17 protein-coding genes, 1 tRNA gene and 1 pseudogene are annotated in these 25,972 nt (G+C 43.8%); 14 read left to right on the top strand and 5 right to left on the bottom strand.

Going from position 1 to position 25,972, the window contains the following annotated elements; genetic code table 11:
* Positions 1–19 precede the first annotated feature (19 nt).
* From glf to D8785_RS04735, 7 genes are all read left to right on the top strand, one after another.
* Positions 20–1,120, top strand: coding sequence for a UDP-galactopyranose mutase (gene glf, locus D8785_RS04765; RefSeq protein WP_125374648.1), 1,101 nt, complete (start codon positions 20–22; stop codon positions 1,118–1,120).
* Positions 1,117–2,109 carry a Stealth CR1 domain-containing protein gene (locus D8785_RS04760; protein ID WP_125374647.1) on the top strand — a complete coding sequence of 331 codons (993 nt, stop codon included), beginning with the start codon at positions 1,117–1,119 and terminating at the stop codon, positions 2,107–2,109. The genes glf and D8785_RS04760 overlap by 4 nt, the downstream gene beginning before the upstream one ends.
* A gap of 10 nt (positions 2,110–2,119) precedes the next feature.
* Entirely contained in the window at positions 2,120–3,175 is a 1,056-nt protein-coding gene (locus D8785_RS04755; protein ID WP_125374646.1) for a glycosyltransferase, read from the top strand.
* 113 nt (positions 3,176–3,288) lie between these two features.
* Positions 3,289–5,442 (top strand): GBS Bsp-like repeat-containing protein, encoded by a 2,154-nt coding sequence (locus D8785_RS04750; RefSeq protein ID WP_125374726.1) that lies wholly within the window; start codon positions 3,289–3,291, stop codon positions 5,440–5,442.
* A 167-nt stretch (positions 5,443–5,609) separates the two neighbouring features.
* On the top strand, positions 5,610–5,816 hold the full coding sequence (locus tag D8785_RS04745; RefSeq protein ID WP_260469867.1) for an LPXTG cell wall anchor domain-containing protein: 207 nt from the start codon (positions 5,610–5,612) through the stop codon (positions 5,814–5,816).
* A gap of 181 nt (positions 5,817–5,997) precedes the next feature.
* Positions 5,998–6,933 carry a metal ABC transporter solute-binding protein, Zn/Mn family gene (locus D8785_RS04740; protein ID WP_125374645.1) on the top strand — a complete coding sequence of 312 codons (936 nt, stop codon included), beginning with the start codon at positions 5,998–6,000 and terminating at the stop codon, positions 6,931–6,933.
* Positions 6,934–6,943: 10 nt separating this feature from the next.
* Positions 6,944–10,165, top strand: a complete 3,222-nt coding sequence (locus tag D8785_RS04735; RefSeq protein ID WP_125374644.1) for a pneumococcal-type histidine triad protein — start codon at positions 6,944–6,946, stop codon at positions 10,163–10,165.
* A gap of 325 nt (positions 10,166–10,490) precedes the next feature.
* On the opposite strand, the gene D8785_RS04725 is transcribed toward D8785_RS04735, so the two are convergent.
* Positions 10,491–11,366, bottom strand: coding sequence for an RluA family pseudouridine synthase (locus D8785_RS04725; RefSeq protein ID WP_185759618.1), 876 nt, complete (start codon positions 11,364–11,366; stop codon positions 10,491–10,493).
* Between the two features lie 183 nt (positions 11,367–11,549).
* Here D8785_RS04725 and pbp2a point away from each other — a divergent pair, with 183 nt between their 5' ends.
* Complete coding sequence (gene pbp2a, locus D8785_RS04720; protein ID WP_125374643.1) at positions 11,550–13,781, top strand: penicillin-binding protein PBP2A; 2,232 nt, start codon at positions 11,550–11,552, stop codon at positions 13,779–13,781.
* Between the two features lie 356 nt (positions 13,782–14,137).
* Here the strand turns inward: pbp2a and ypfJ are convergent, their stop codons facing one another.
* Entirely contained in the window at positions 14,138–15,058 is a 921-nt protein-coding gene (gene ypfJ, locus D8785_RS04715; RefSeq protein ID WP_125374642.1) for a KPN_02809 family neutral zinc metallopeptidase, read from the bottom strand.
* A gap of 126 nt (positions 15,059–15,184) precedes the next feature.
* Between ypfJ and rpmG the strand changes: the two genes are divergently transcribed.
* The 3 genes from rpmG to nusG all read left to right on the top strand — a co-directional run bounded on the left by rpmG (position 15,185) and on the right by nusG (position 16,245).
* The gene (rpmG, locus tag D8785_RS04710; protein ID WP_006595433.1) at positions 15,185–15,337 is read left to right on the top strand and encodes a 50S ribosomal protein L33; all 153 of its coding nucleotides are present in this window, start codon (positions 15,185–15,187) and stop codon (positions 15,335–15,337) included.
* Positions 15,338–15,346: 9 nt separating this feature from the next.
* Positions 15,347–15,523 carry a preprotein translocase subunit SecE gene (secE, locus tag D8785_RS04705; protein ID WP_006595434.1) on the top strand — a complete coding sequence of 59 codons (177 nt, stop codon included), beginning with the start codon at positions 15,347–15,349 and terminating at the stop codon, positions 15,521–15,523.
* Positions 15,524–15,708: 185 nt separating this feature from the next.
* Entirely contained in the window at positions 15,709–16,245 is a 537-nt protein-coding gene (gene nusG / locus D8785_RS04700) for a transcription termination/antitermination protein NusG (protein WP_006595435.1), read from the top strand.
* A 320-nt stretch (positions 16,246–16,565) separates the two neighbouring features.
* Here the strand turns inward: nusG and D8785_RS04690 are convergent, their stop codons facing one another.
* Both D8785_RS04690 and D8785_RS04685 read right to left on the bottom strand, forming a co-directional pair.
* A complete protein-coding gene (locus tag D8785_RS04690) occupies positions 16,566–17,288 on the bottom strand; it encodes a hypothetical protein (protein WP_260469866.1) in 723 nt (240 codons plus the stop codon).
* Between the two features lie 116 nt (positions 17,289–17,404).
* Positions 17,405–17,475: transfer RNA gene (locus tag D8785_RS04685), tRNA-Cys, on the bottom strand.
* Between the two features lie 310 nt (positions 17,476–17,785).
* Between D8785_RS04685 and rpsB the strand changes: the two genes are divergently transcribed.
* Together rpsB and tsf are read left to right on the top strand one after the other, a co-directional pair.
* Positions 17,786–18,568, top strand: a complete 783-nt coding sequence (rpsB, locus tag D8785_RS04680; RefSeq protein ID WP_048716695.1) for a 30S ribosomal protein S2 — start codon at positions 17,786–17,788, stop codon at positions 18,566–18,568.
* Between the two features lie 79 nt (positions 18,569–18,647).
* On the top strand, positions 18,648–19,688 hold the full coding sequence (gene tsf, locus D8785_RS04675) for a translation elongation factor Ts (RefSeq protein ID WP_125374641.1): 1,041 nt from the start codon (positions 18,648–18,650) through the stop codon (positions 19,686–19,688).
* A 236-nt stretch (positions 19,689–19,924) separates the two neighbouring features.
* Here the strand turns inward: tsf and D8785_RS04665 are convergent, their stop codons facing one another.
* Positions 19,925–20,395 (bottom strand): COG2426 family protein, encoded by a 471-nt coding sequence (locus D8785_RS04665; protein WP_125374640.1) that lies wholly within the window; start codon positions 20,393–20,395, stop codon positions 19,925–19,927.
* A 612-nt stretch (positions 20,396–21,007) separates the two neighbouring features.
* Between D8785_RS04665 and D8785_RS04660 the strand changes: the two are divergent.
* Positions 21,008–25,832 (top strand): annotated as a pseudogene (locus D8785_RS04660) (Ig-like domain-containing protein); the annotation flags it as partial.
* Between the last annotated feature and the right edge of the window lie 140 nt (positions 25,833–25,972).

The following is a 25,972-nucleotide window of genomic DNA, read 5'->3' as shown; positions in this document are numbered from 1 at the left end:
TTATAAATAGGAGACAACTATGTACGATTATCTGATTGTTGGTGCTGGTTTATCGGGGGCAATTTTTGCTCATGAGGCAACCAAGCGTGGCAAAAAAGTAAGAGTCATTGATAAACGGGACCACATTGGTGGCAATATCTACTGCGAAGAAGTTGAAGGAGTCAATGTTCACAAGTATGGTGCCCACATTTTCCATACGTCCAACAAAAAAGTTTGGGACTATGTCAACCAGTTTGCTGAGTTTAATAACTATATCAACTCACCGGTGGCTAATTACAAGGGGGGGCTCTACAATCTTCCCTTCAACATGAATACCTTCTACGCTATGTGGGGCACTAAGACTCCACAAGAAGTTAAGGACAAGATTGCGGAACAAACGGCGGATATGAAAGATGTTGAGCCAAAAAACTTGGAAGAACAAGCCATCAAGTTGATTGGTCCAGATATCTATGAAAAGTTGATCAAAGGATACACGGAAAAACAATGGGGACGTTCTGCAACAGACCTTCCACCATTTATCATCAAGCGCCTCCCAGTGCGTTTGACTTTTGATAATAACTACTTTAATGACCGTTTCCAAGGTATTCCAATCGGTGGTTACAATGTCATCATTGAAAACATGTTGGGCGATGTAGAAGTAGAGCTTGGGGTTGATTTCTTTGCCAATCGTGAAGAGCTGGAAGCATCAGCGGAAAAAGTAGTCTTTACAGGGATGATTGACCAGTACTTTGACTACAAGCACGGGGAGTTGGAGTACCGTAGCCTGCGTTTTGAACACGAAATTTTGGATGAGGAAAATTATCAAGGTAATGCTGTAGTCAACTACACCGAGCGAGAAATTCCTTATACTCGGATCATTGAGCACAAGCACTTCGAGTATGGAACCCAACCGAAGACAGTCATCACCCGTGAATACCCAGCTGACTGGAAACGTGGGGATGAACCCTACTATCCAATCAACGATGAAAAGAACAACGCTATGTTTGCCAAGTACCAAGAAGAAGCAGTTAAAAATGACAAGGTTATCTTCTGTGGGCGCCTAGCAGACTATAAATACTATGACATGCACGTGGTCATTGAGCGTGCTCTAGAGGTCGTTGAGAAAGAATTTACTAAATGACGCAAGATAAAATTGATATCGTGGTTCTTTGGGTTGACGGAAGTGACCTGGAGTTTATCCGCGAGAAACAAGTCGTGACAGATCAAATAGCAGAAATAGACCAAGAAATCGATGGTGAGCAACGCTATCGTGATTACGGCATTTTTAATTATTGGTTTCGAATGATTGAAAAGCATGCTTCTTGGGTAAATCATGTTTACTTAGTCACCAATGGCCAAAAACCGGAATGGTTAAACTTAGAGCATCCAAAACTCAAGTTGGTTACTCATAAAGAATTTATCCCTAAAGAGTATTTACCTACTTATAATTCAGCGGCTATTGAGCTTAACCTCCATCGGATTGAAGGCTTGTCGGAAAACTATCTCTATTTCAATGATGATATGTACTTAATCAGAGATAGTCAACCTTCGGATTTTTATAAGAATGGGCAACCGAAGCTTTTAGCGGTTTATGATGCTTTGGTTCCTTGGTCACCATTTACCAATACTTATCACAATAATGTTGAATTGATTTATCGCCATTTTCCTAATAAAAAAGCCTTAAAATCTTCACCTTGGAAATTCTTTAATTATCGTTATGGGTCTTTAGTTTTGAAAAACTTGTTACTTTTGCCATGGGGACCAACAGGCTATGTGAACCAGCATGTACCTGTTCCAATGAAAAAGAGTACCTTGGCACATTTATGGGAAATTGAGGGTGAAACCTTAGATAAAACGTCACGAAATCAATTGAGAGACTATGGAGTAGATGTTAATCAATACATCTGTCAGCATTGGCAAATTGAAAGTAATCAGTTTTATCCTATGTCAAAGAATGTTGGAGAGTCGATAGACCTGAATCAAGTGGATCGATTAGAGAGTATCTTTAAAGATAAACATAAAAAACTTCTTTGTGTGAATGATGATGTTGACTTTAAAGAGGAGAATATCATTCATTTTAAGGAAATCTTGAAAGAACGCTATCCTGAAAAATCAGCTTTTGAAAAATGAGAAATAAGAGATGAAATACTATTTAAAAGAAGAATTTTTACACGATAACAATGTTAAAAATGCCGGTAATAAGGCACGTAATGATGTTGAAGAAATTGTAAAGAGAGAAGGTTATCAAGCCTTGGTTCTTTCAGTTGATAATTGGTACGAGATGAGTACACTTAAAGCACAGCTTCATAAATCCAAGGCTATTGGTCAGGCCTTGAATCAACTAAAGCAAGGTGATGAGTTATTGATTCAGTTCCCAATGCTTCATCATAGTTTTTTCACAACACATCATGTAAAGAAAGCGCAGAAAAAAGGCGTAAAAGTTCATTTTATTATTCACGATTTAGAAGCTCTTCGTTATGTCAATGTTGAGAATTTCCCTTTGAAGCATAAGATTCGCATTCAAATTCAAGAATCAGGTCTTCTTGGTGCAGCTGATGGTATTATTGCCCACAATCCAATCATGAAATCTGTTTTGGTGGATAAAGGGGTTGAGGCGGATAAGATTGTTAGCCTTGGTATTTTCGACTATTTGATTCCAAATTTCCAAGAGAAGACGGGTCTTACTAAGAATCAGCCAATTATTGTGGCTGGTAATTTAGCTCAGGAAAAAGCTGGTTATCTTTACTCTCTTCCTGAAGAACCTGCTTATAACCTTTATGGTGTTGGCTTCGACGAGAGCAGAGCTCTTGCGAATGAGGCTTACTTTGGGTCATTCCTACCTGACGAGTTACCAGCAGCTCTTGAGGGTGGTTTTGGGCTTGTCTGGGATGGTGATAGCGCTGAGACCTGTAGTGGCGTCTTTGGTGAGTACCTTCGCTATAACAACTCTCACAAGGCTTCACTTTATCTGGCATCAGGCTTCCCGCTTGTGGTGTGGAAACAGTCAGCTCTTTCACATTTTGTCTTAGAGAATGGTTGTGGGATTGCAGTGGAATCGTTGTATGATCTCTCTCAAGCGCTTGAACAGTTAGACGATCAGGACTACCAAGACTTGCTTGTCAATGCAAAAAGGATTGGCCAAAAGATTCGTAATGGAAGTTATTTAACAAACGCCTTGAATAAAATTGTAAAATAGAAGCCTAAAAAGGCTTCTTTTTTATATTCTTTAGAAAAAACGCCTAGAAACCTTTTCGAATCCCTCTCGGTATGCTAAAATAGGAGGGATAAAATATGATTAAAGGAATGAAAATGAGAAAAAAGGATTTCATTTATTTTGCCAGTGCAGCTGTATTGCTAGCTGCCTCAGTTCAAGTTGCCCATGCCGATGAAGTGGGAGTGAAAGAATCGGCAATCACTGAAAGTGAAGCAGTAACGACACAAGCTAGTTCAGCACCAGTTGTCGAGGAAAAGCAAGAAGAAGGGACTCATCAATATGTGGCGCCAGCCCCAGTAACAGAGCTTCCAGTTACTAGCTCAGAAGTTACGAAGGTAGACGAACCAGTAGAAACAAAGCCTATTTCAGCAGAACAATCTGCCCCATCCTCTGAGTCAACTTCAAAACCAGTAACGGGGACCACTACTTTCTATAGTGCTGGTTCCAAGGCTCCGTCTGGCCGTACAGTTAGTACTCTAAGTCGTCCTCAAGGGGATTTAAGTATAGAAAATAACAACGAAGTCACAGGAACCTTTGATGCAGTTGTTCGCAATGTAGTGTCCCCAACTGGCTTAAAGGAAGTCTTGATTCCGACCTGGTCAAATCAAAACTGGCAAGATGACCTNATCTGGCATAAGGCAACTAAGCAAGCTGATGGTAGCTATCGTGCAACCATTAAGGCATCTGAACATAAGAATGACACCGGTAAGTATAATGTCCATGTCTACTATGTGGACAATGGCAACCAACGAAACTACATCACCGAAACCACGACGGAAGTGCGTCAATCCTATCCAAGTGGTACAGTAACGATTGAAAATAATAATGCTTCGACTGGCACGTTTGACGCTGTGGTTCGTAATGTTGTAGCGCCAAACGGCTTGAAGGAAGTCTTGATTCCGACCTGGTCAAATCAAAACTGGCAAGATGACCTCATCTGGCATAAGGCAACTAAGCAAGCTGATGGTAGCTATCGTGCAACCATTAAGGCATCTGAACATAAGAATGACACCGGTAAGTATAATGTCCATGTCTACTATGTGGACAATGGCAACCAACGAAACTACATCACCGAAACCACGACGGAAGTGCGTCAATCCTATCCAAGTGGCAACCTTATTATTCAAAACAACAACAAGGATACGGGAACCTTTGACGTCGTCATTAAGGATGTTTACAGCCCTAAAGGCGTGCGGACTGTTCAAGTTCCAACTTGGTCTGATAAGGATGGTCAAGATGATATCCGTTGGTACGAAGCGACTCGTCAAGCAAACGGAGACTACAAGATTTCTGTGAAGGCTAGTGACCATAAAAATTCCACTGGGAAGTACTTTGTTCACCTATACTACATTCAGAATGATGGCACACGAGTCGGTGTTGGTGGGACAACTACAGACGTTGAATTCCGTAATGCTAAGACCAAAACACAGACCTACATCAAGGATGTGAACTCGAATAACGGTACTTATACGGTAGCGGTGGATCAGGCATCTCAAGGGCGTCAGATTAAGTACATCCGTGTTGCTGTTTGGTCTCAAGTTCATCAAGAAAATCTCTACTGGTATTCTACAGCACCTTCTGGTATGCATACCGAAGTACAGGTCTCTGCAGTGAATCACCAATACCAGAAAGGGAACTATACAACGCACGTCTATGTGGACTATGTGGATGGTGGAGTGGAAGGTTTTAACCTGGGTCAAACAGCTCTTTCACCTCGTGATACAGTTGATCAAACAGCATACAATCCTCATGTTTCTAATGGTCAACGAGATCGTATTTTACGAGCTGCAGCAAGTCTTGTCGGTGTTCGTAGCGGAAGCGCAGCCCATCTTCAATTGGTCAAGGATTATAATAGCGTACATCCCCTACCAGTTGGATACGCTGTAAAAAATTCTGATGATTGGTGCGATGTTTTTGTCACAACAGTCTTCCAACGCGAAGGACTTAGTCATTTGATTGGTCGTGAGTGTGGCGTAGAGCGCCATATCCAAATTTTTAAACGTTTGGGTATTTGGAATGAAAATGGGGCCTCTACACCAAAGTCAGGGGACATCATTACCTTTAACTGGGATGAATATTCTCAGTCGAATGACGGTTTTGCAGACCATATTGGAATTGTAGAACGTGTCGAAAATGGATTTATTCACACAATCGAAGGAAATTCAGGTGATGTTGGAACCGTAAAACGCAATGTTTACCGTATCGGACACGGGAATATCCGAGGATTTGCTACACCACGTTATAAATAACAAATAAGGATTTCAGCATTTTTGCCTAAGGACTTTTCTATAATAGAAAGACAACCAGCTCTATGAAGGGGCTGGTTTTTTAGATTCTTTGCGGACTTAGACAAAATTGTCAAGGGTAAAGCTACCACCTACACGGTCGAAGAGTAGATGTTTCAACAGGTTACCAAGTGACGGATATAGATGATGGTCAAGGTAATGTTGTTCTAACCAATAAACATGAACCTACAAAACCAGTTACACCAGGGTCTAAGAAACCAGGTAAGAAGATTGGTTTCTTTCCAAGCACTGGTACCACCATCTCCTTGATTAGCTTGGTATTAGCCTTTGTAGTAGCAAGCGGTGCAGCTTATCTTTTTAAAAAGAAGAAAAAATAAGCGCATTTCTTGATCAACAATTATTTAACTAATCGAGAGAATTGACGAAGCCCTCAGGGGCCTCTTTTTTCTGTGTGATCAAAAATACAAAAAAATCTTGACAAACTAAAAAATAAGCGTTATTATTAACTAGTTAATTAACTGTTTAATAAACCGATTAAGAAAAAGAAAGGGATTATACATGTTTGGGAGAAAACTAAGAGTCTTAGGAATTGGATTCATCTGCCTCTTGTTGTTGGTGGCTTGTGGAAGCCAGAGAAGTTCTGGAGCTGGCCCAACGAAAAAGGGACTCAAAATTGTGACGAGTTTCTATCCTGTCTATTCCCTGGTTAAGGAAATTTCAGGCGATCGAAACGAGGTCTGGATGGTTCAGTCAGGTGCTGGGATTCATGATTACGAACCTTCGGCCAAGGAGACAGCCCAGATCTATGACGCGGATGTCTTTGTCTACCATTCTCACACACTCGAATCTTGGGCCGGGCGTCTAGACCCTAGCTTGCAAGACTCGAAACTGCGAGTTATCGAAGCCAGCAAAGGAATGGAATTGGATAAGGTTGCTGGATTAGAGGATATTGAGGATACGGAAGGAAAGGATGCAAAAAACTTGTATGACCCTCATACTTGGATGGATCCACTGAAAATCGCTGAAGAAGGGAAGATCATCGCCCAAGAATTGGGAAATATTGATCCAGAGAACAGAAGTTATTATGAGGCCAATGCCCAAAAACTTGAAAAACGCTGTGAGGCTTTGGTGGCTAAATACCAGCCTCTCTTTGAAAAAGCGGCACAAAAGACCTTTGTGACCCAACATACAGCCTTCTCTTATCTAGCCAAGCGTTTTGGTCTGAAACAATTAGGAATCGCAGGGATCTCGCCTGAGCAGGAACCAACAGCCCGTCAATTGGCTGAGATTCAGCAGTTTGTCAAGGATTATCAAGTTCAGACGATCTTTGTGGAGAAGCATACCTCGTCCAAGGTGGCCGATAGCATTGCCAAAGCGACAGGGGCAAAAGTGAAGGTGTTAGATCCTCTCGAAGCGGATCCGGAAAATAATAAAGATCTCTTAGAAAACTTAGAAGAAAATATGGCTAGTCTAGCGAAAGAATTACAGGAGTGAGTAAAAAGAAATGAAGAAAAAAGCAACAATTGGATTAGTAGCAACCTTAGGTTTGGGTTTGTGCGCCTATGCCTTAAGTCAGCAAGCACCAGTCAAGGAAGACAAAAAGAATCAGAATCAGGTGCAGTATTTACAAGGAGACAAGAAAAAGTCAGATAGCCGCTCAAACAAGCAGGAAGAAAGCATTGAAACCGTCAATTCGAAGGAAAAGATCCAGGCAGAGCAGATTGTGGTTAAAATTACGGATGAGGGCTTTGTGACTTCCCATGGAGATCATTTCCATTACTACAACGGCAAAGTCCCTTACGATGCGATTTTTAGTGAGGAGCTGATTTTACGTGATCCCACTTACCAACTGCAACAATCGGATATTGTCACACAGGTGCGAGATGGCTATATTATCAAGAAGGATGGGACCTACTACCTCTACCTAACCGATCCGAAACATACGCTGAATGTCCGTTCGGTGGAGGAAATTGCCCAACAGAAAAATGGGGAGTTTGTGTCAGCTGCGACAGAACCCTCTCAAAAAGCTGGAAAAACTCGAGACTTTAGTCAGCCGAGTCAAGCTTTACAAGAAGGAAAAACGGTGGCTAGTCTGACAGCAGGAGTCAAGCCTGGCCAAGGTGGTTATCGGACAGATGACGGCTATGTCTTCCATCCTGGGGATGTGATTTCTGATACAGGAGATGGCTTTATCGTGCCTCATGGGGGACATTACCACTTTATTCCGAAGAGCGCTTTATCAGCTGGAGAATTAGCTGCTGCCTTATCTATCTTAAATGGTAGAGGGGGGAAAAATGAGGTAAAACCTGTATTGCCCCCTTCTATCCAGTTAACTGCACCGGTTAATCCGAATCAACCGATTCCAGCACCTGTCACTCCAGCGCTCTCCACTCCTCTTCCCCATCCAACAGTGACGACAGAAGGGCGAAGTCTGGAAAGCCTACAGAAAGAGTTGCAGCATACCCCGCTTTCAGAGCGCCATGTTGAGTCGGATGGTTCTGTTTTTGATCCAAGTAAGATTACCAAATGGACAGATCAAGGGGTAGTTTATCCTCATGGGGATCATTTCCATTTCATCCCTTATAGTCTCCTTTCGCCTTTAGAGCGGGAGTTGGCACGACAGTTCCAACTATCCCGTACACAAGGTGGAAGTATCACAAAAGAAGAGAGTCCAACTCAACCTTCAAGCCCAGACACAAAACCAGTCAATCAGGACCACGACCATGAGAAGGAAGATCCTCATCACAAGCATGACCATGAGGACCATGAAGCCGATCATGATCATCATCATGAAGGCGAACAGGCCCATGAGCACGATCATGGATTCCATGCAGACCATGTCATCAGCAAGGATGACGAGGGCTATATGGTCGCTCACGGAGACCATGCCCATTACTTCTACAAGAAGGATCTCTCTCCTCAAGAGATCGCAGCTGCAGAGGCAGTGTTAGCTGGTAAGAAGGAAGAAGACAAGGGACAACCACTGACAGATGATGTAGCGACCTATTCGCGAGATGCTTCGGATGAAGAAAAAATTCAGTACATTAGCCAGACTTACGGCGTCCCTCGGGAAGCTATCAAGATTTCCAATGGTTTCTTTGTCTTTAACAATCCAGACCAAGAATACGATCCAACCCATATCCACCCTTATGCAGTTCGGAAGGAACATGTCCGGATTCCACTTGAAACAGGAAATCCTGAGCTAGACTTTATCAACGAGCTCTATGCAACAGCACTTCGCTCTGGTATTTCCCCTTATACGATGCAAATCGAGAATGGTCAGTTTGTCATTCCGCATGGGGACCATAACCACTATATCAAGGTGCGCTCAGCAGGCTTGGCGGACTACTTGGCTCACCGTCTGCCGACCATCCAAGCAGCTTACCAGAAAGGTGACTTGGATCAGAAAGCTGTAGAGGACAAAGTCAACCAACTCCTAGCAGAAAGTCGGACTTTGTACGCTTCAGACCCTCTGCAACAAAGACGGATTGAGTTGAACTTGGGTCAATTCTTAGAAACTGTTAAAAACTTCCCAAGCAATTCAACAGCAGGGTACTTGGCGAGTCTTGAGCAAGTTGACAAGGAATATATTCATGCGACCCAGGAAGTCAAACCGAAAGAAGAGACGGCCTTGGACCGTCGCTACCAGGAATTGTTGGAGCAGGTTCGATTGCTAGATACCGAAGCCTTCCAACTCAAGAAAGAAAGCCTGGTTTCTCAGTTGCAGGAAGCCTATACAGCTAAAGATAGCCAACGATTGGAGCAAGAAGGAAAATTGTTGCAAGCTATTCAGGAGATGCAAGATCGGACTGGTGTGACTTCGGTGGACTACCTCAAGTATTTCTACCAAAGTTTAAGTGATGCGCGTTTGACACCGGAATTACGGGCGACAGCATCAGACCTTGCTTTGAAGCTTTACCGGGCTCAAGCCTTTGAAGAAGCTTGGGACTCAAAAGCCCATTTCATGGAACTTTACCAAGCTAAGCAAGCGATTGACCAGCTACTGTCCCAGGAAAATGCTCCAACCTATCCAATCGAAAAAACAGTTCTAGATCAAAAGGGAGGAGATGCTCCGTCCTATAACCTAGCTGTTTACGACTTCCTCAAAGGGGTCTATGGTGACTTGGATGAAAAGACAGAGTCCCGTCAACGCTCTAGTCTCTTGACAACCCTTTTGGAACAAATCAGCTCTCTTTTGCCACAAGTAGAAGAAAGCAAGCGTCCTGCCTTTGAAGAACGTTTGGAACAGGTACAGCAAGAGCCCGATGCTGACAAGGCCTTGACTGCAGGAAAAAGTCTTTTGCGTGAAGTTGGTGAAACGATTGAACAACAAAAGCAAAAGAAAACAGAGGAACCTCAACTTGGAGATGTGGCCCTCTATCAAGAGATTTATAACCAGTTGATCGCTCTCCACCAACAATTGGCCGAAAAAGGAGCCAGTGATGCTCAGTTTGAACGCTTAGAAGCTCTCTTTGATCAACTAGCTGATCCAAGGAGCGACAAGAAAGCCTTGCTACAAGCGATTCAAGTTCTTCGAGATGAATTGCTAGCAGCTCCATCGACAGTAGTGGCGGAAGCAGACAAAGCAGACCCAGCCCCTCAAAGTCCTGCTACAAGCGATCCTAGCCAAAATAAGGAAGAGGCTTCAGATCCTGTTCAGACCCCATCACCAGAGTCAGAAAAAACAGAAGCCAGTCCAGTCGCAAGTGAAGAAACGACGGAATAGGACTGATGTAGAAATAACAGAAAGAGAGTGGGACAGAAATCGGTAATTCGTTAGAATTCGATTTCGTCGTCCCACCTCCGCACAGTTGAGTAGGGCTGTAAAAGCTGATGAAATCAGCGTAGTAGAGCCCACTCAACCACTGCGTCTTGCTCGACAATCCAAAGACAATTGAGAGGCTAGGACAAAAGTCCTAGCCTCTTTTAGATGTAGACAAACTTTCTTTTTACATAAAACAGCTAGATGATTTTCAAAAAATGACTTTTATTTTTAGTCATTTAGGAAGATTCTTCTAGTCCACTAGAATAGAAACATCAGGAGTTTTGCTCTATGGAGACGTTTGCTCTTTTAAGCCTTTCTCAAAACTTGGAGACGTGGCCTCAACTTGAATTTTCTCTAAGGTGAAGGGATGGGTAAGCCGCAAGCGGTGGGCATGGAGCATGAGACGAGGAGCTCTCTCGGGGTTATAGAGAGGGTCTCCCACGATTGGATGGCCATGGTGAGAGAGGTGGACGCGGATCTGGTGGGTGCGACCTGTCTGGAGCTGACAGTTGACTAAGCTGGTGCGCTTGAAAGTCTTTAAGCTAGTCACATGGGTTTCCGCATAGAGGCCCTTTCGAGGATCGACAATACGCTTGCGTCGATCATGGCGATCACGGCCTAATTTGTCCTTATAAATCAGTTGCTTTTTGGGTAAGGTGCCTAAGATTAGAGCCCAATAGTCTCGTTGAATTTTCTTATCTTCTAGCAGCCGATTCAGGACGGGTAAAACAAAGGGATTCTTGGCAAAGACAAGAGCTCCACTGGTTTCCTTGTCCAAGCGATGAACGACATAACAGGTCTTCCCAACATAAGTGGAGACATGATTAAGAAGGGCGATTTCATCTGGTTGATTGGCGTGTGTTTTCATGCCTTCCGGCTTGTTTACGATGATGAGGTGCTCATCTTCATAGAGGGTTTCGACCAGGCTAGCATCCCCTGTCAAGAGATCCTTTTCTTCATAATCTTCCGGATCAAAGGTGAGGGTGAGTTGGTCACCCGCTTCAAGCATCGATTGCCAGTGGACGGTCTCCCCATTGACTTGGACATGTTTTTTGGTTCGCAAAAAATGACGAATCTTTCGTGGGATGAGAAAATAATCTTCAAGGGCCTCTTTGACCGTCATAGCGGGCAAGGCACTTGGTATCGTTATAGTATACTGCATAGTGTTATTGTATCAGAAAGCAAGGGAAAAGAAAAGATGAGAAGGAGGAAAAGGAGAGGAGGAAGAAGTTGCTAAAACCCGCTCTAGAGTATACTTGATGGCAACCTTAAAGAAAACTAAAAGCATCCGTTTCTGCGAAGGTCTTTCTTGTCTAGACGTTAGGAAGGTGATAAAATAGGGACTATGAATAAATTAAAAGAATTAATGGAGGGAATGATTCGTCATTTCCAACGAGAGAAAAAACCAAGGAAGATTGCGGAAGAGGTTGAATTATCAACGGACGGGGAAGAGCAAGCTCCAACCTATAGCCGGTCGGAGAATTCACGGAGAAAATCTCACTCCCAACATCCGATCAGACGCTTTTGGCGCAGGTATCACTTGACCAAGATCTTCCTACTGATTGGGCTGACCTTTAGTCTCGTCGTCGGAGGTTATCTTTTCTACATAGCCAAGACGACCAATGTAGCAGATCTGCAAAACGCCCTCAAGGCGACCACAATCATCTATGATAAGGATGGGAACCAAGCAGGTAGCTTAACGGGGCAAAAAGGGACCTATGTTGAGTTAGATGCGATTAGCGAAAACTTACAAAATGCGGTTGTTGCTACGGAAGACCGAAGTTTCTACAAAAATAGTGGGATTAACTACGGTCGCTTCTTCCTAGCGATTTTGACTGCCGGTCGTTCAGGTGGGGGTTCGACAATCACCCAGCAGTTGGCCAAAAATGCCTATCTTTCTCAGGATCAGACGGTTGAGCGGAAGGCCAAGGAGTTCTTCCTGGCCCTCGAGATTAACAAAAAATATAGTAAGAAAGAAATCCTGACCATGTACCTCAACAATGCCTATTTTGGGAATGGGGTTTGGGGAATTGAAGACGCTTCTAAGAAGTATTTTGGTGTCTCTGCTAGTGAGTTGACTTTGGATCAGTCAGCTGTCCTTGCTGGTATGCTCAAGGGGCCAGAAATTTATAATCCCCTTTATTCAGTCGAGAACGCAACCAATCGTCGTAATACGGTCCTACAAAATATGGTTGCAGCTGGTTATATCGACCAAGCCACAGCAGATCAATCCGCTGCAGTCGACATTCATGGACAGTTGGTGGATGCCTATGAAGGCAAGTCAAAAGATTATCGATACCCGTCCTATTTCGATGCGGTTATCAACGAGGCTGTCAACGAATATGGTCTAACAGAAGAAGATATTATCAAGAATGGTTACCGGATCTACACAGAGATGGACCAGAATTACCAAGCCAGCATGCAGGTCATCTATGACAATGTAGATCTCTTCCCAGTTGCTGAAGATGGCACGCGGGCAGAATCTGGTAGCGTAGCTCTGGATCCTAAGACCGGAGGAGTGCGGGCGATCGTCGGACGCGTGGCCAGTGACCAAGATGCTGGCTTTAGAAGCTATAACTATGCGACTCAATCTGCGAGAAGTCCTGGTTCTACCATTAAGCCTCTCGTCGTTTATAGTCCAGCTGTTGCCAAGGGCTGGTCGACCAACAAAGAATTGGACAATACGACCAAGGTCTACGGTAGTTATACAGTCGATAACTACGGTGGCATTCAAGGTAGCCCGACCGTTCCCATGTACCAAGCCTTGGCAGAATCTCTCAACCTTCCAGCTGTAGCGACAGCCAATGAGTTGGGGCTCAATACTGTCTTTGATTACGGGACAAAATTTGGTCTCAATATGGACAAGGTGGACAGATCTCTCGGAGTAGCCCTCGGATCTGGAGTGACGACCAATCCGCTTCAGATGGCTCAGGCCTATGGAACCTTTGCCAACGATGGAGTGATGAATGATGCCCATCTCATTACGAAGATTGAAAATGCTAGCGGTCAGGTCGTGAAAAGTCATAGTCAAAAATCGAAACGAGTGCTCAGCAGCTCCGCCAATAGGAAAATGACCAATATGATGTTGGGAACCTTTACCAACGGAACGGGTGTCAACGCAGCACCATATGGCTATACCATGGCTGGTAAAACAGGAACGACTGAAACGGACTTCAACCCTGATCTTTCCGGAGACCAGTGGGTCATTGGTTACACGCCAGATGTGGTCATTAGCCAGTGGCTAGGATTCCCTAAGACGGATGAAACCCACTATTTGACAGGAACCAGTGCAGAGACTGCTTCAGTGATCTTCCGAAATGTAGCCAATAGCGTCCTTCCTTATACAGATGGAACCAGCTTTGACAATGAGGAAAATTCTTACGAGGAAAATGGAATTGCTCCTGTCGGTCAAGAAACAGAAACGGAGAGTCCAAAAGAGGACAAGGGATTCTTTGATACGGTCAAAGAACGCGCTGCAGGGATCGTAGACGATGCCAAAAAAGCAATCGATGAAGCAGATATTCCTGGAAAAGCGCAAAATGCTTGGGATACCTTCAAAGGTTGGTTTGGATTCTAAAAAATAGACGTTAAGAGGCTGGGACAAAAGTCCTAGCCTCTCAATTGTCTTTGGATTGTCGAGAAACAGTGGTTGAGTGGGCTCTACTACGCTGATTGCATCAGCTTTTACAGCCCTACTCAACTGTTCGGAGGTGGGACGACGAAATCGAATTCTAACGAATGACCAATTTCTGTCCCACTCTCTTTAAATTGTAGAGAAACTATATTTACATAAAATAACTGGGAGACCCTTCAATAAAAAAGATGATTTTGAATGGAAAGGATTTTTTAAATATTTTTCGTTGCTTAGCTAGCTGTCGATAGGGTGCTAAAAAAGCCTTCAGATGATCTGAAAGGCTTCTATTTTTAGGTTTGTTACAAATCTTTATCAGAGACGCTAAAGGTATCTCCATGTTCAAAGTCGCCGTATTGGTAACCACGTTTGAACCAGCGCATCCGTTGTTCAGAAGTCCCGTGGGTGAAGCTATCAGGAACGGAGTAGCCGTAGGCTTGTTCTTGAAGGGTGTCATCTCCCACGGCGTGGGCAGCATTGAGCGCTTCTTCGATATCTCCCGTCTCCATGAGGCCTTGCTCTTCAATGTAACGAGCCCACATGCCCGCATAATAGTCAGCTTGAAGTTCCAAACGGACATTTAAGGCATTTTTTTCTGTCTCACTTTTTCCTCGGATGGCTTTCTGGTAACTCTGAAGAGTCCCTAATTCGTTTTGGATGTGGTGGCCGACTTCGTGAGCGATGACATAAGCCATGGCAAAATCTCCGCTAGCCTTGTATTTGGTGGTTAGCTCTTTGTAGAAGCTGATATCCAAATAGATCTTTTGGTCTGTCGGACAGTAGAAGGGACCGGCAGATGCTTGGCCTACCCCACAGCCAGTTCGCGTTTGACCTGTATAGAAAACCAAGGTTGGCTTGTGATAGGTCCGCCCTTCATTTTGGAAGGTTTGTCCCCAGAAGTCCTCAGTAGTTCCAAGGACTTGACTGACGAATTTGCTATCTCCGTCACTCACCTGGGTATTGCTTTGGCGCGTGACTTGTCCTGAGTTATAGTTCTGCGTGGCTTGGCCTTGATCAAATAGCCCGCTCAATCCAGCTCCACCACTCAAAAAGATGAGGACCAGGATCAAGATTAGTTTGCTCTTGAAGCTTCCAGGTGAGAGGAGGATTTGTAAAATACCACCCCCTAAATTCCCACCAGAGCGGCCAGATGAGTAGCTTCCACCACTTTGCCCGCGACGGTCTTCAATGTTTTTACTTTCTTTCAGATGATCGCTTTTCATAATTTCTCCTTTATCCTCTATATTGTACCAAATCGTAGAGAAAAGCCAAACAAAATACGCTTCCAGAGAGCAGAAGAGCTTGTCAAATAGTGGAAAACTTGCTATAATGGTGTGAATGGAGGCGTTATGGCATTAAAAAAAGCAAGTCTAGCGTGTACGGTTTGTGGATCACGCAACTACTCAATCAAGTTGAGTGCGACGCCAAAACCAAAACGTCTAGAAGTTAACAAATTTTGTAAACATTGTAGCAAATATACAATTCATAAAGAAACCAGATAGGAGAATGTTGTGAAATTTTTTAAAGATATTTTTGTCTTGCTGAAAAACACGACTTGGCCAAATCGCAAGGAAAGATGGAAAAATTTTATCTCAGTAATTGAGTACACCGCTTTTTTTGTAGCTTTGATTTATTTGTTTGACCAAGTAGTGGCTAAAGGTATTTTGAAGCTAATCGATATGTTCTAAAAAAGAAATAAATCTGCGTCCCATGTGGATGCTTTTTTTCTTGTCTTGCTGAAGAAAAACAAGAGAAACTTCTTTGCTTTCTCCGGTTTTATGTTATAATGGAGCTAGGAAAACAAGAGCCAGAAGGCTTTTTTTAGTATCGTGATGAAACGAACTCCTTCTGGTAGATAAGAAAGGAAATAAAAATGGATAGTTTTGACAAAGGCTGGTTTGTCCTACAGACCTACTCAGGATATGAAAACAAAGTGAAGGAAAACCTTCTTCAACGCGCACAAACATATAACATGTTGGAAAACATCTTGCGTGTAGAAATCCCTACTCAAACTGTGCAAATCGAGAAGAACGGGAAAACAAAAGAAATCGAAGAAAATCGCTTCCCTGGTTATGTCTTGGTAGAAATGGTCATGACGGATGAAGCTTGGTTTGTCGTTCGGAATACACCAAACGTAACTGGATTTGTTGGATCACACGGGAACCGTTCAAAACCAACTCCCCTTTTGGAAGACGAAATCCGTAACATCTTGATTTCGATGGGACAAACAGTTCAAGATTTCAACATTGATGTGAAGGTAGGAGATACTGTACGCATCATCGATGGAGCTTTTGCAGATTACACTGGTAAGATCACAGAAATCGATAACAACAAGGTGAAAATGATTATCACCATGTTTGGAAATGACACTGTGGCAGAAGTCAACCTCAATCAAATTGCAGAATTGTAAGGAATGAAAGAGAGTGGGACAGAAATCGGTCATTCGTTAGAATTCGATTTCGTCGTCCCACCTCCGCACAGTTGAGTAGTGCTGTAAAAGCTGATGAAATCAGCGTAGTAGAGCCCATTCAACCACTGCGTCTTGCTCGACAATTCAAAGACAATTGAGAGGCTAGGACTTTTGTCCCCGCCTCTTATTCAAAGAAACCCTCCAAGACCAATGTCTTGGAGGGTTTGTGTGTTATGAGAAGGGCTTCTATCCCATCGGTGAGAAAAGCAACTGAGGGCTCTTGAATAGGATCAGAAAAGAAATCCGAAGAAAGGGAATTTTTATGCAGGCTCAGAAACTTGGAAGACTGTTTCTTTGTCAAAACCGACAGAGTAGTCCTTCCCGTCTTCACCTTTCCAAGTAAAGATCGTCGCGTAGCCAAAGACGAAAACAGTTTCTGGACGGCCGTGTTTTTCAATGACTTCTTTAGCCTTCATTCCAGGTTGAATATCCTTGAGATTCGTCACCTTTTTAGAGTTAGGCAAGGTTGCAATTTTGTTAGTAGCTTGGCCTTTTTCATTAAAATCAATCAAGATAGCATAGCCATCTCCATTCCAGTAACCATTATCACCATAAGTGGAATCAATAGGACCTAACTTATTGATGGCTTCTTCCTTTGAAGTAGGAGCAAGAGCTTCATTTCCAACAAGGATTTCCACTTTAATTTCTTTGAAGGCAGCCCATTTTGGCATTTCAGGGATATCCCCGATAGCTTCTAGTGATTCTCCTTGGTCCATCAAGCTCATCGTATAGTTAGGATCCTCGCGCGTGTTAGAATCTGAAGAGCTATGAGAATCATCGTCCTTGAAGCCTGATGAAAAATCCTTTTTGCTGGTTGACTTTTTAGAGGATGAACTTCTAGAACTCTTAGAGCTTTTAGAAGTTTTTTTAGAGCTGCTAACAAGAGGTTTTCTTTGTTGAGTCTCTTTCTGTGCTGGCTGGCAAGCAGTGAGCATGGCCAAAGAGAGGGCGCTGAGAGCATATAAGGTAACTTTTTTCATCATATCTTTTCCTTTCATGATTGAAAAACACGATCACTTCCAAAGAGGCGAAAGTGAGGTTCAATCCAGCTGAAGTATCAAAAAAGCCCATTGCTGGGCTCATTGATATTTGTTTGTGAAGGCGGTAGACGGATTTGAACCGACGATCAAGCTTTTGCAGAGCCGTGCCTTACCACTTGGCTATACCGCCACGACATATTCTATTTTATCTTAAAAATCAGATAAGGTCAAGAAAAATTTTCTGACAAAGAACCTATGAAAGGGAAAGAATGAGAATCGTGGTGAAAAATAAAGGAAGGAGGGAGGCTCTGAAGAAAAGCAGGAAAGTCTAGGAATTTCTCTCAAATGACTTGCAAAAAGCTTCTAAATCTGCTATACTTATAAAGTTGCGTAAAGCAATAAATACTCATCCCGGAACCATTGTGGCACCGTTGCCCTTGTGGTCGTGTTGCAAGCTGACGTCTGGGAGAGGAGAAAAAAACAAAAAGGAGAATTTACTCATGGCAGTAATTTCAATGAAACAACTTCTTGAGGCTGGTGTACACTTCGGTCACCAAACTCGTCGCTGGAACCCTAAGATGGCTAAGTACATCTTCACTGAGCGTAACGGAATCCACGTTATCGACTTGCAACAAACTGTAAAATACGCTGACCAAGCATATGACTTCATGCGTGAAGCTGCTGCAAACGATGCAGTTGTATTGTTTGTTGGTACTAAGAAACAAGCTGCTGAAGCTGTTGCTGAAGAAGCTGTTCGTTCAGGTCAATACTACATCAACCACCGTTGGTTGGGTGGTACCCTTACTAACTGGGGAACAATCCAAAAACGTATCGCTCGTTTGAAAGAAATCAAACGTATGGAAGAAGAAGGAATCTTCGACGTTCTTCCTAAGAAAGAAGTTGCACTTCTTAACAAACAACGCGCTCGTCTTGAAAAATTCTTGGGTGGTATCGAAGATATGCCTCGTATCCCAGACGTAATGTACGTTGTTGACCCACACAAAGAGCAAATCGCTGTTAAAGAAGCTAAGAAATTGGGTATCCCAGTTGTAGCGATGGTCGACACAAACACTGACCCAGACGATATCGATGTAATCATCCCAGCTAACGATGATGCTATCCGCGCTGTTAAATTGATCACTGCGAAAATGGCTGACGCTGTTATCGAAGGACGTCAAGGTGAAGATGCAGTTGCATCAGTTGAAGCTGAATTGGCAGCAACTGAAACTCAAGCAGATTCAATCGAAGAAATCGTTGAAGTTGTTGAAGGCGACAACGCTTAATTCGTATAAATAGTAATTACCTAGGAGGGCGGGGCTTAGCCCGGCTCTCCTATTTTTAAAAAAATATAGGAGAAACAAAATGGCAGAAATTACAGCTAAACTTGTTAAAGAGTTGCGTGAAAAATCTGGTGCTGGTGTCATGGACGCTAAAAAAGCATTGGTTGAAGTTGAAGGTGATATCGAAAAAGCGATCGAATTGCTTCGCGAAAAAGGTATGGCTAAAGCAGCTAAAAAAGCTGACCGTGTTGCCGCTGAAGGTTTGACTGGTGTTTATGTGAACGGTAACGTTGCAGCAGTAGTTGAAGTAAATGCTGAAACTGACTTCGTTGCGAAAAACGCTCAATTCGTTGAATTGGTAAACGCAACAGCGAAAGTAATCGCTGAAGGTAAACCAGCTAACAACGAAGAAGCTCTTGCTTTGACAATGCCTTCAGGTGAAACTCTTGAAGCAGCATACGTATCTGCAACTGCTACAATCGGAGAAAAAATCTCATTCCGTCGTTTTGCTTTGCTTGAAAAAACAGATGCACAACACTTTGGTGCTTACCAACACAACGGTGGACGTATTGGTGTTATCTCTGTTATCGAAGGTGGAGACGAAGCACTTGCTAAACAAATTTCAATGCACATCGCTGCAATGAAACCAACTGTTCTTTCATACAAAGAATTGGATGAGCAATTCGTGAAAGATGAGTTGGCACAATTGAACCACGTGATCGACCAAGATAACGAAAGCCGTGCAATGGTTGGTAAACCAGCTCTTCCACACTTGAAGTATGGATCTAAAGCTCAATTGACTGACGAAGTTGTCGCTCAAGCTGAAGCTGACATTAAAGCTGAATTGGCAGCAGAAGGTAAACCAGAAAAAATCTGGGATAAAATCATCCCAGGTAAAATGGACCGCTTCATGCTCGACAATACTAAAGTTGACCAAGCATACACACTTCTTGCACAAGTCTACATCATGGACGACAGCAAGACAGTGGAAGCTTACCTTGAATCAGTAAATGCTTCAGTTGTTGAATTCGTTCGCTTTGAAGTTGGTGAAGGTATTGAAAAAGCTTCAAATGACTTTGAAGCAGAAGTTGCAGCTACAATGGCAGCAGCTCTTAATAACTAAGAATAAAAAGATAAGAGGTTTCTATGGAAACCTCTTTTTTTGCAAGACGAAAAGAGAGTGGGACAGAAATCGGCAATTCGTTAGAATTCGATTTCGTCGTCCCACCTCCGCACAGTTGAGTAGGGCTGTAAAAGCTGATGAAATCAGCCTAGTAGAGCCTACTCAACCACTGCGTCTTGCTCGACAATCCAAAGACAATTGAGAGGCTAGGACTTTTGTCCCAACCTCTTTTATGATTAATGCGCAAAGGTATCTAATCCAAAGAGGAGCGAGAGGATTCCCATGATGAGACCTGCTAGAATGACTCCCAACATGACCGCTAGGACGCTCCGTTTGAAGTCCCAGTCTAGAATAGAGGCGGCAAGGGTTCCAGTCCAAGCTCCAGTTCCTGGTAAAGGAATGCCGACGAATAGGAGCAGGGCCCAAAAGATTCCCTTATCTCCTGCGGCCTCTTCTAATTTTTGTCCTCCACGATGTCCCTTGTTGAGACACCAAGTAAAGAAATTCCCGATAAGAGGTTTCTCTTTTCCCCATTCCAGGATATGGCGAGCGAAAAAGAAGATAATAGGGACGGGAAGCATATTGCCAATGACCCCGATCAGGAGGGCTTGCCAAAGAGGAATTCCGGTAGAGATAGCGTAGGGAACAGCTCCACGAAGCTCCACCAGTGGAATCATGGAGATCAAAAAAGTAATAATGTAGTTCATGTGTTATCCTTTCAATTCATCCTTTTCATTCTACCTTATCTTATATAAATTCACAACTATTCAAGATAAAAATCTAGTATTTCAGAATTAAAAAAACGATGCACTGACTAACTTTCAATTAATGATTTCGAAGAATTCAAAATACAAAAATGTAAAGTTAATTTATATTGGCTTATGAGAATCTATATAAAAAACGAAGAATCTTTTCTATTCTCTACAAATTATAGTTCTTTTTGATCAAACTAAAGACTGTAAACTACATCCCTTGTCTAACCTTTATTATTTGGTATAGTTATAATGTGGGATTCGGTACATTTTTGAGTACTTTGAAGATATTTACTGTATCAATTATTAAATTATAGGTATTGTTGACTAAGTTGTTTTTTAAGAAGTGTAGTGTATGTAGTATTCGAAAACTAACGGTTTGAGCTTTTACGGTCCTCATCGGTGTTTCTTTTTTCAGAGTACAGGGAGCCCTGGCTCAAGTGAATAAAAAAGCAGGGATGGCAGAAGAGGAAGGTGATGAGATTGCTGAAAAAGTAGTAGTCACCCAGTAGAATTTTGTTGTTGGTATTCCTGTGCAGGAGTATAAAGAAGTAGAACAGCCATCAAACAAGTGAACGTTCTGCTGGGGCTACTGAAGAGGCTACGAAGGACCAAAAACAAGTAGCGGAGGATATGGTGCAAGATCGCGAACGAGACTTTAACAAGGACTGGTATTTCAAATTAAATGCAGCTCCTGGTGCAGAAGGTCGCCAGGTGGATATTAAAAACTGGAAAAAATTAGATTTGCCTCACGATTGGTCGATCTTCTTTGACTTTGATCACAAGTCTCCCGCTCAAAATGAAGGCGGACAATTAAACGGTGGGGATGCTTGGTATCGTAAGACCTTCCGTTTGGACGACAAGGACCTCGATAAGAAGGTGCGCTTGGAATTTGGTGGAGTATACATGGATTCCAAAGTCTATGTAAACGGGCAATTGGTTGGTCATTATCCAAATGGTTACAATGCCTTTTCTTATGATATTACCCCTTATTTAAATGCGGATGGAAGTGAAAATACCATCACGGTTCATGTGGTCAACCAACAACCAAGTAGTCGTTGGTATTCAGGAAGTGGGATCTATCGTGATGTCAAACTCAGTGTGACAGATAAGGTTCATGTGGCCAAGTATGGGACCACCATCACTAGTCCAAAATTAGAAGAACAAAAGAATGGGGCAGTCGATACTCTAGTGAAGAGTCGTATTGTCAACCAAGATGATCAAGCCCATAGTATTTATGCAGAATACGAAATCGTTGATCAAAGTGGTCAAGTGGTCAGTGAAAAGGTGCGTAGTGAGGTGCAATCCGTTTTGGCTGGTCAAGAGATCAACCTGTCTCATACCCTTCATGTTGAAAAACCGACCCTCTGGGATGTCAAAACCAATAACCCAGCCCTCTATACTCTGTATACTCGGGTCTATCGCGATTCGCAGTTGGTCGATGTGCAAAAAGAACGTTTTGGCTACCGTTATCTGAACTGGACGCCAGAAGGTGGCTTCTTCCTCAATGGAGTGGCTACGAAATTCTACGGTGTTTCCCTTCACCATGACCACGGGGCACTTGGAGCCGAAGAAAATTACAAGGCTGAATATCGTCGTCTCAAACAGATGAAGGACATGGGAGTTAATGCTATCCGGACGACCCACAACCCTGCGAGTGAACAAACTCTGCAAATTGCAGCGGAATTGGGCTTGATGGTCCAAGAAGAAGCTTTTGATACTTGGTATGGTGGCAAGAAGCAATACGATTACGGTCGTTTCTTCGAAAAGGATGCGACCCATCCAGAAGCTCGTAAAGGGGATAAATGGTCTGACTATGACCTTCGGACCATGGTAGAGCGAGGGAAGAACAATCCTTCTATTGTGATGTGGTCCATCGGTAACGAAATCGGTGAAGCAGATGGATCTGATAAGTCTGTCGCAACTGTTTGTCGGTTGGTCAAGACCATCAAGGAAGTGGATGCAACTCGCTATGTCACCATGGGGGCTGATAAATTCCGCTTTGGCGATGGTTCAGGAGACCATGAAAAGGTAGCAGCAGAGCTCGATGCGGTTGGATTTAACTATTCAGAGGCCAACTACGAAAGCCTACGAGCTAAACATCCCAATTGGCTCATTTACGGTTCTGAAACCTCCTCTGCAACGCGGACACGGGGCTCTTATTACCACCCTGAAAGAGAATGGGTAGGAAGCAACCAAGAAGACCGCCATTATGAACAATCAGACTACGGCAATGACCGGGTTGGTTGGGGTCGGACAGCGACAGCCTCTTGGACCTTTGACCGCGATCATGCCGGCTATGCAGGTCAATTTATTTGGACAGGTACAGACTATATCGGTGAACCAACACCATGGCACAACCAGAATGACACACCTGTGAAAAGTTCTTATTTCGGGATCGTGGATACTGCTGGCCTTCCAAAGAATGATTTTTATCTTTACCAAAGTCAATGGTTGTCAGCTGAGAAACATCCAATGGTTCATCTCTTGCCACATTGGAACTGGGACAATCAAGAATTGGCCAATCGTGTCATGGATGAAGAAGGACGGATTCCTGTCCGTACCTTCTCCAATGCTCATAGTGTGGAATTGATTGTCAATGGGGAATCAAAAGGGGTGAAGACCTTTACTAAGAAAACCACAGCTGATGGCCGGACCTATCAGGAAGGGGCAAATCCGGATGAACTCTATCTAGAGTGGTTGGTTTCTTATGTACCAGGTAAAGTGGAAGCCATTGCCCGCAACGAAGCAGGGGAAGTAATTGCCCGCGATCAGATCGAAACAGCTGGGAAGCCAGCAGGTGTTCGTCTGCTAAAAGAAGAGCACGCCATTGCGGCAGACGGTAAAGATTTAACTTATATTACCTATGAAATCGTTGATGAAGCAGGCCGTGTCGTGCCAACTGCCAATAATTTGGTGCATTTCCATCTGCATGGACAAGGCCAAATTGTCGGCGTCGACAACGGGGAACAAGCCAGCCGTGAACGCTACAAAGCACAGGAAGATGGCTCATGGCAACGTCGGGCCTTTAACGGCAAAGGGGTGGTCATTGTCAAATCAACTGAGCAAGCAGGATCCTTTACTCTTTATGCTGATTCAGACCGCTTGCAATCAGACCAAGTCAGTCTCTTTACAGGTAAGAAGGAGCAGGAAGAACGCTTTATCTTGGGAGTAGAACCGGTTCGGACACAAGTTTACTTAGGTGAAGTACCTGAGCTTCCAAGTCACGTATCTGTCGTCTATAACGATGGCATGGCCCAAGAAGAAGCCGTTGAATGGGATGAGGCAGACTTTAGTCGTGCTGGGCAAGTTCGTGTGACAGGTCATGTTCAAGGCCGGACGGTAGAGGCTCTGGTTGATGTAATCGGTGTGGAACAAGTCCTTCCAGTCATCAAACAAATCCCTCAGGGAGCGGATCTAGCAACTGTGGATAAGGCTGTGCAATTGGTCTTTACAGATGGTCGAACAGCTAGTTATGACGTTGATCAATGGACCTTGGAAGCCGGTCAAGAGGAGCAATTGTCTACACCAGGTGCTCGCTTGAAGGCGACAGGACTATTAAGTAATGGGGGAACAGTCCAAGCGACACTAGTGGTTGTAGGTGGAACAGTCAGCAAGGCTAAGAAACCAACAGTGCAACTAGATGGAGTAGCGCTTCCAAAATTTGGTAGTGGCAACCATACGATTTTCCGTCCGCTGGCTTATGGTCAAGAGCCTGGTCAGGTCACAGCGAGTACAGAAAATGCCCAAGTGACGGTCCTACAAGCCAATCGAGAAAATGGTTTGAAAGCTCAAATTTTTGTCACTGCTAAGGATACGGGAGCTGTACAGACCTATGCTGTGCAATTCCAGGAAGAAAGTCCACAGATCCAGCGTTTAGAATTGCGTCTGCCAGAAGGCCAAGAGCTCAAGGAAGACCAAACAGTCACGCTTGATGTCCTAGCTCATTACCAAGATGGCAGTGTAGCTAGTCTCCAAGCGGATCAAATCGATGTGGTAACAGCAGCCGGTAGTCAAGGAAAAGCAGTCGCAAGCAAGAAAGGTTTGGAACTACGGGAAGCAGGATTGGTTCATTTACAAGCTAGCTTCCAAGGACAAACAGGAGAATTAACCTTTACCATCACGCCAAATCCAGAAGAAAAGACAGTTGTCAAGGTACGTCCTGTACGGATCAGCACCGATCGAAACGTTTTGCCAGCTCTTCCAGAGACAGTGTTGGTTGAGTATGACAAGGGATTCCCGAAAGAAAAACGCGTGACCTGGGATGCCGTAATAGCAGATCAAGTCAAGGATTACCATAGCTTTACTGTCACAGGTCAGGTAGAGGGTGTGGAAAAAGAAGCCCAAGCCCAAGTCACAGTTGAAGGCATTATCGCTGTAGAAGAAGTCAGCACCACAACTCCAGTCGGTGAAAAACCAGCACTTCCAGAAAGCGTGCGAACTTATCACTCCAATGGTAAGACCTATGCTGCCAAGGTAGCCTGGGATACGGTAGATCCGCAACTCTTGGCCCAAGAAGGAGAAGTTGTTGTCTCCGGTCGTGTAGAAGGAACCAACCTTTCAACCCGTCTCCATATTCGTGTTTCCGCAAACACAGTCAAAGGGGCCAATGTAGCAGAACAATGGACAGGCTCCGTCTTGCCACTCGCTTTTGCAAGTGATTCTAACGATGCGGATCCAGTTGCTAAGGTCAACGACAAGGTCATTTCCTTTACCGATGCTCCAGCCAACCGTTGGACCAACTGGGGCCGTGACAATGCGGAAGATTCTGTTGGTATCTTGTTTGGGGACTCTGGTATATTGACCAAGCGTGCAGTGGATAACCTCCATGTTGGTTTCCACGAAGACCACGGCGTTGGGGCTCCGAGTGAATATGTGATCGAGTACTATGCGGGTGAGCAAATCCCAACAGTACCAAGCAATCCAAATCGCGTCAAAGACGAAACAGATCATCCATTTAACAACCCAGCTAACTGGAAAGAAGTCAGCAACCTCACCGTTCAAGAACCGGTAGCAGCTGGCAAGATGAATCATTTTAGTTTTGATAAAGTCGACACTTATGCGGTTCGGATCCGCATGAAGACACCAGAAGGCAAACGTGGAAGCTCTATTTCAGAGATTCAAGTATTTGCCAATAAGGTTGTGGCAGAAGAAAAGAGCCAAGTGACCATTCGTGTCAATGGTGAGGTTTTGCCAGGGGTCAACCCAAGTGTGACAGATTACTACATCGATGCGCGTGATCGAGCTTATCCTCAGGTGGAAGCGACAGCTAGCCATCATGGTCTTGCAACGGTTGTGCTAAGCGTCCATGAAGGTGAGCCAATCCGTGTCATCCACAAAGCGGAAGATGGCACCATCTTACGAGAATACCGCCTCCATCTCACAAACGATGTCAAACTGTGGGAACAGTCTAGGATATTTGAAGATAAAAGCAACAATCACTTTTGTTCAACTAACCAAATATGAGCAAGCATAGAATGGTGAAAGTCACCGGCCATCAAAATGAGGTTTGTTAAAGAGTAAGGAAAGGAG

Source organism: Streptococcus australis (assembly GCF_003943615.1).
GTDB classification, from domain to species: domain Bacteria; phylum Bacillota; class Bacilli; order Lactobacillales; family Streptococcaceae; genus Streptococcus; species Streptococcus australis_C.
Note: the sequence above shows the minus strand (reverse complement) of the source record. Positions and strands in the feature narration are given on the sequence as shown.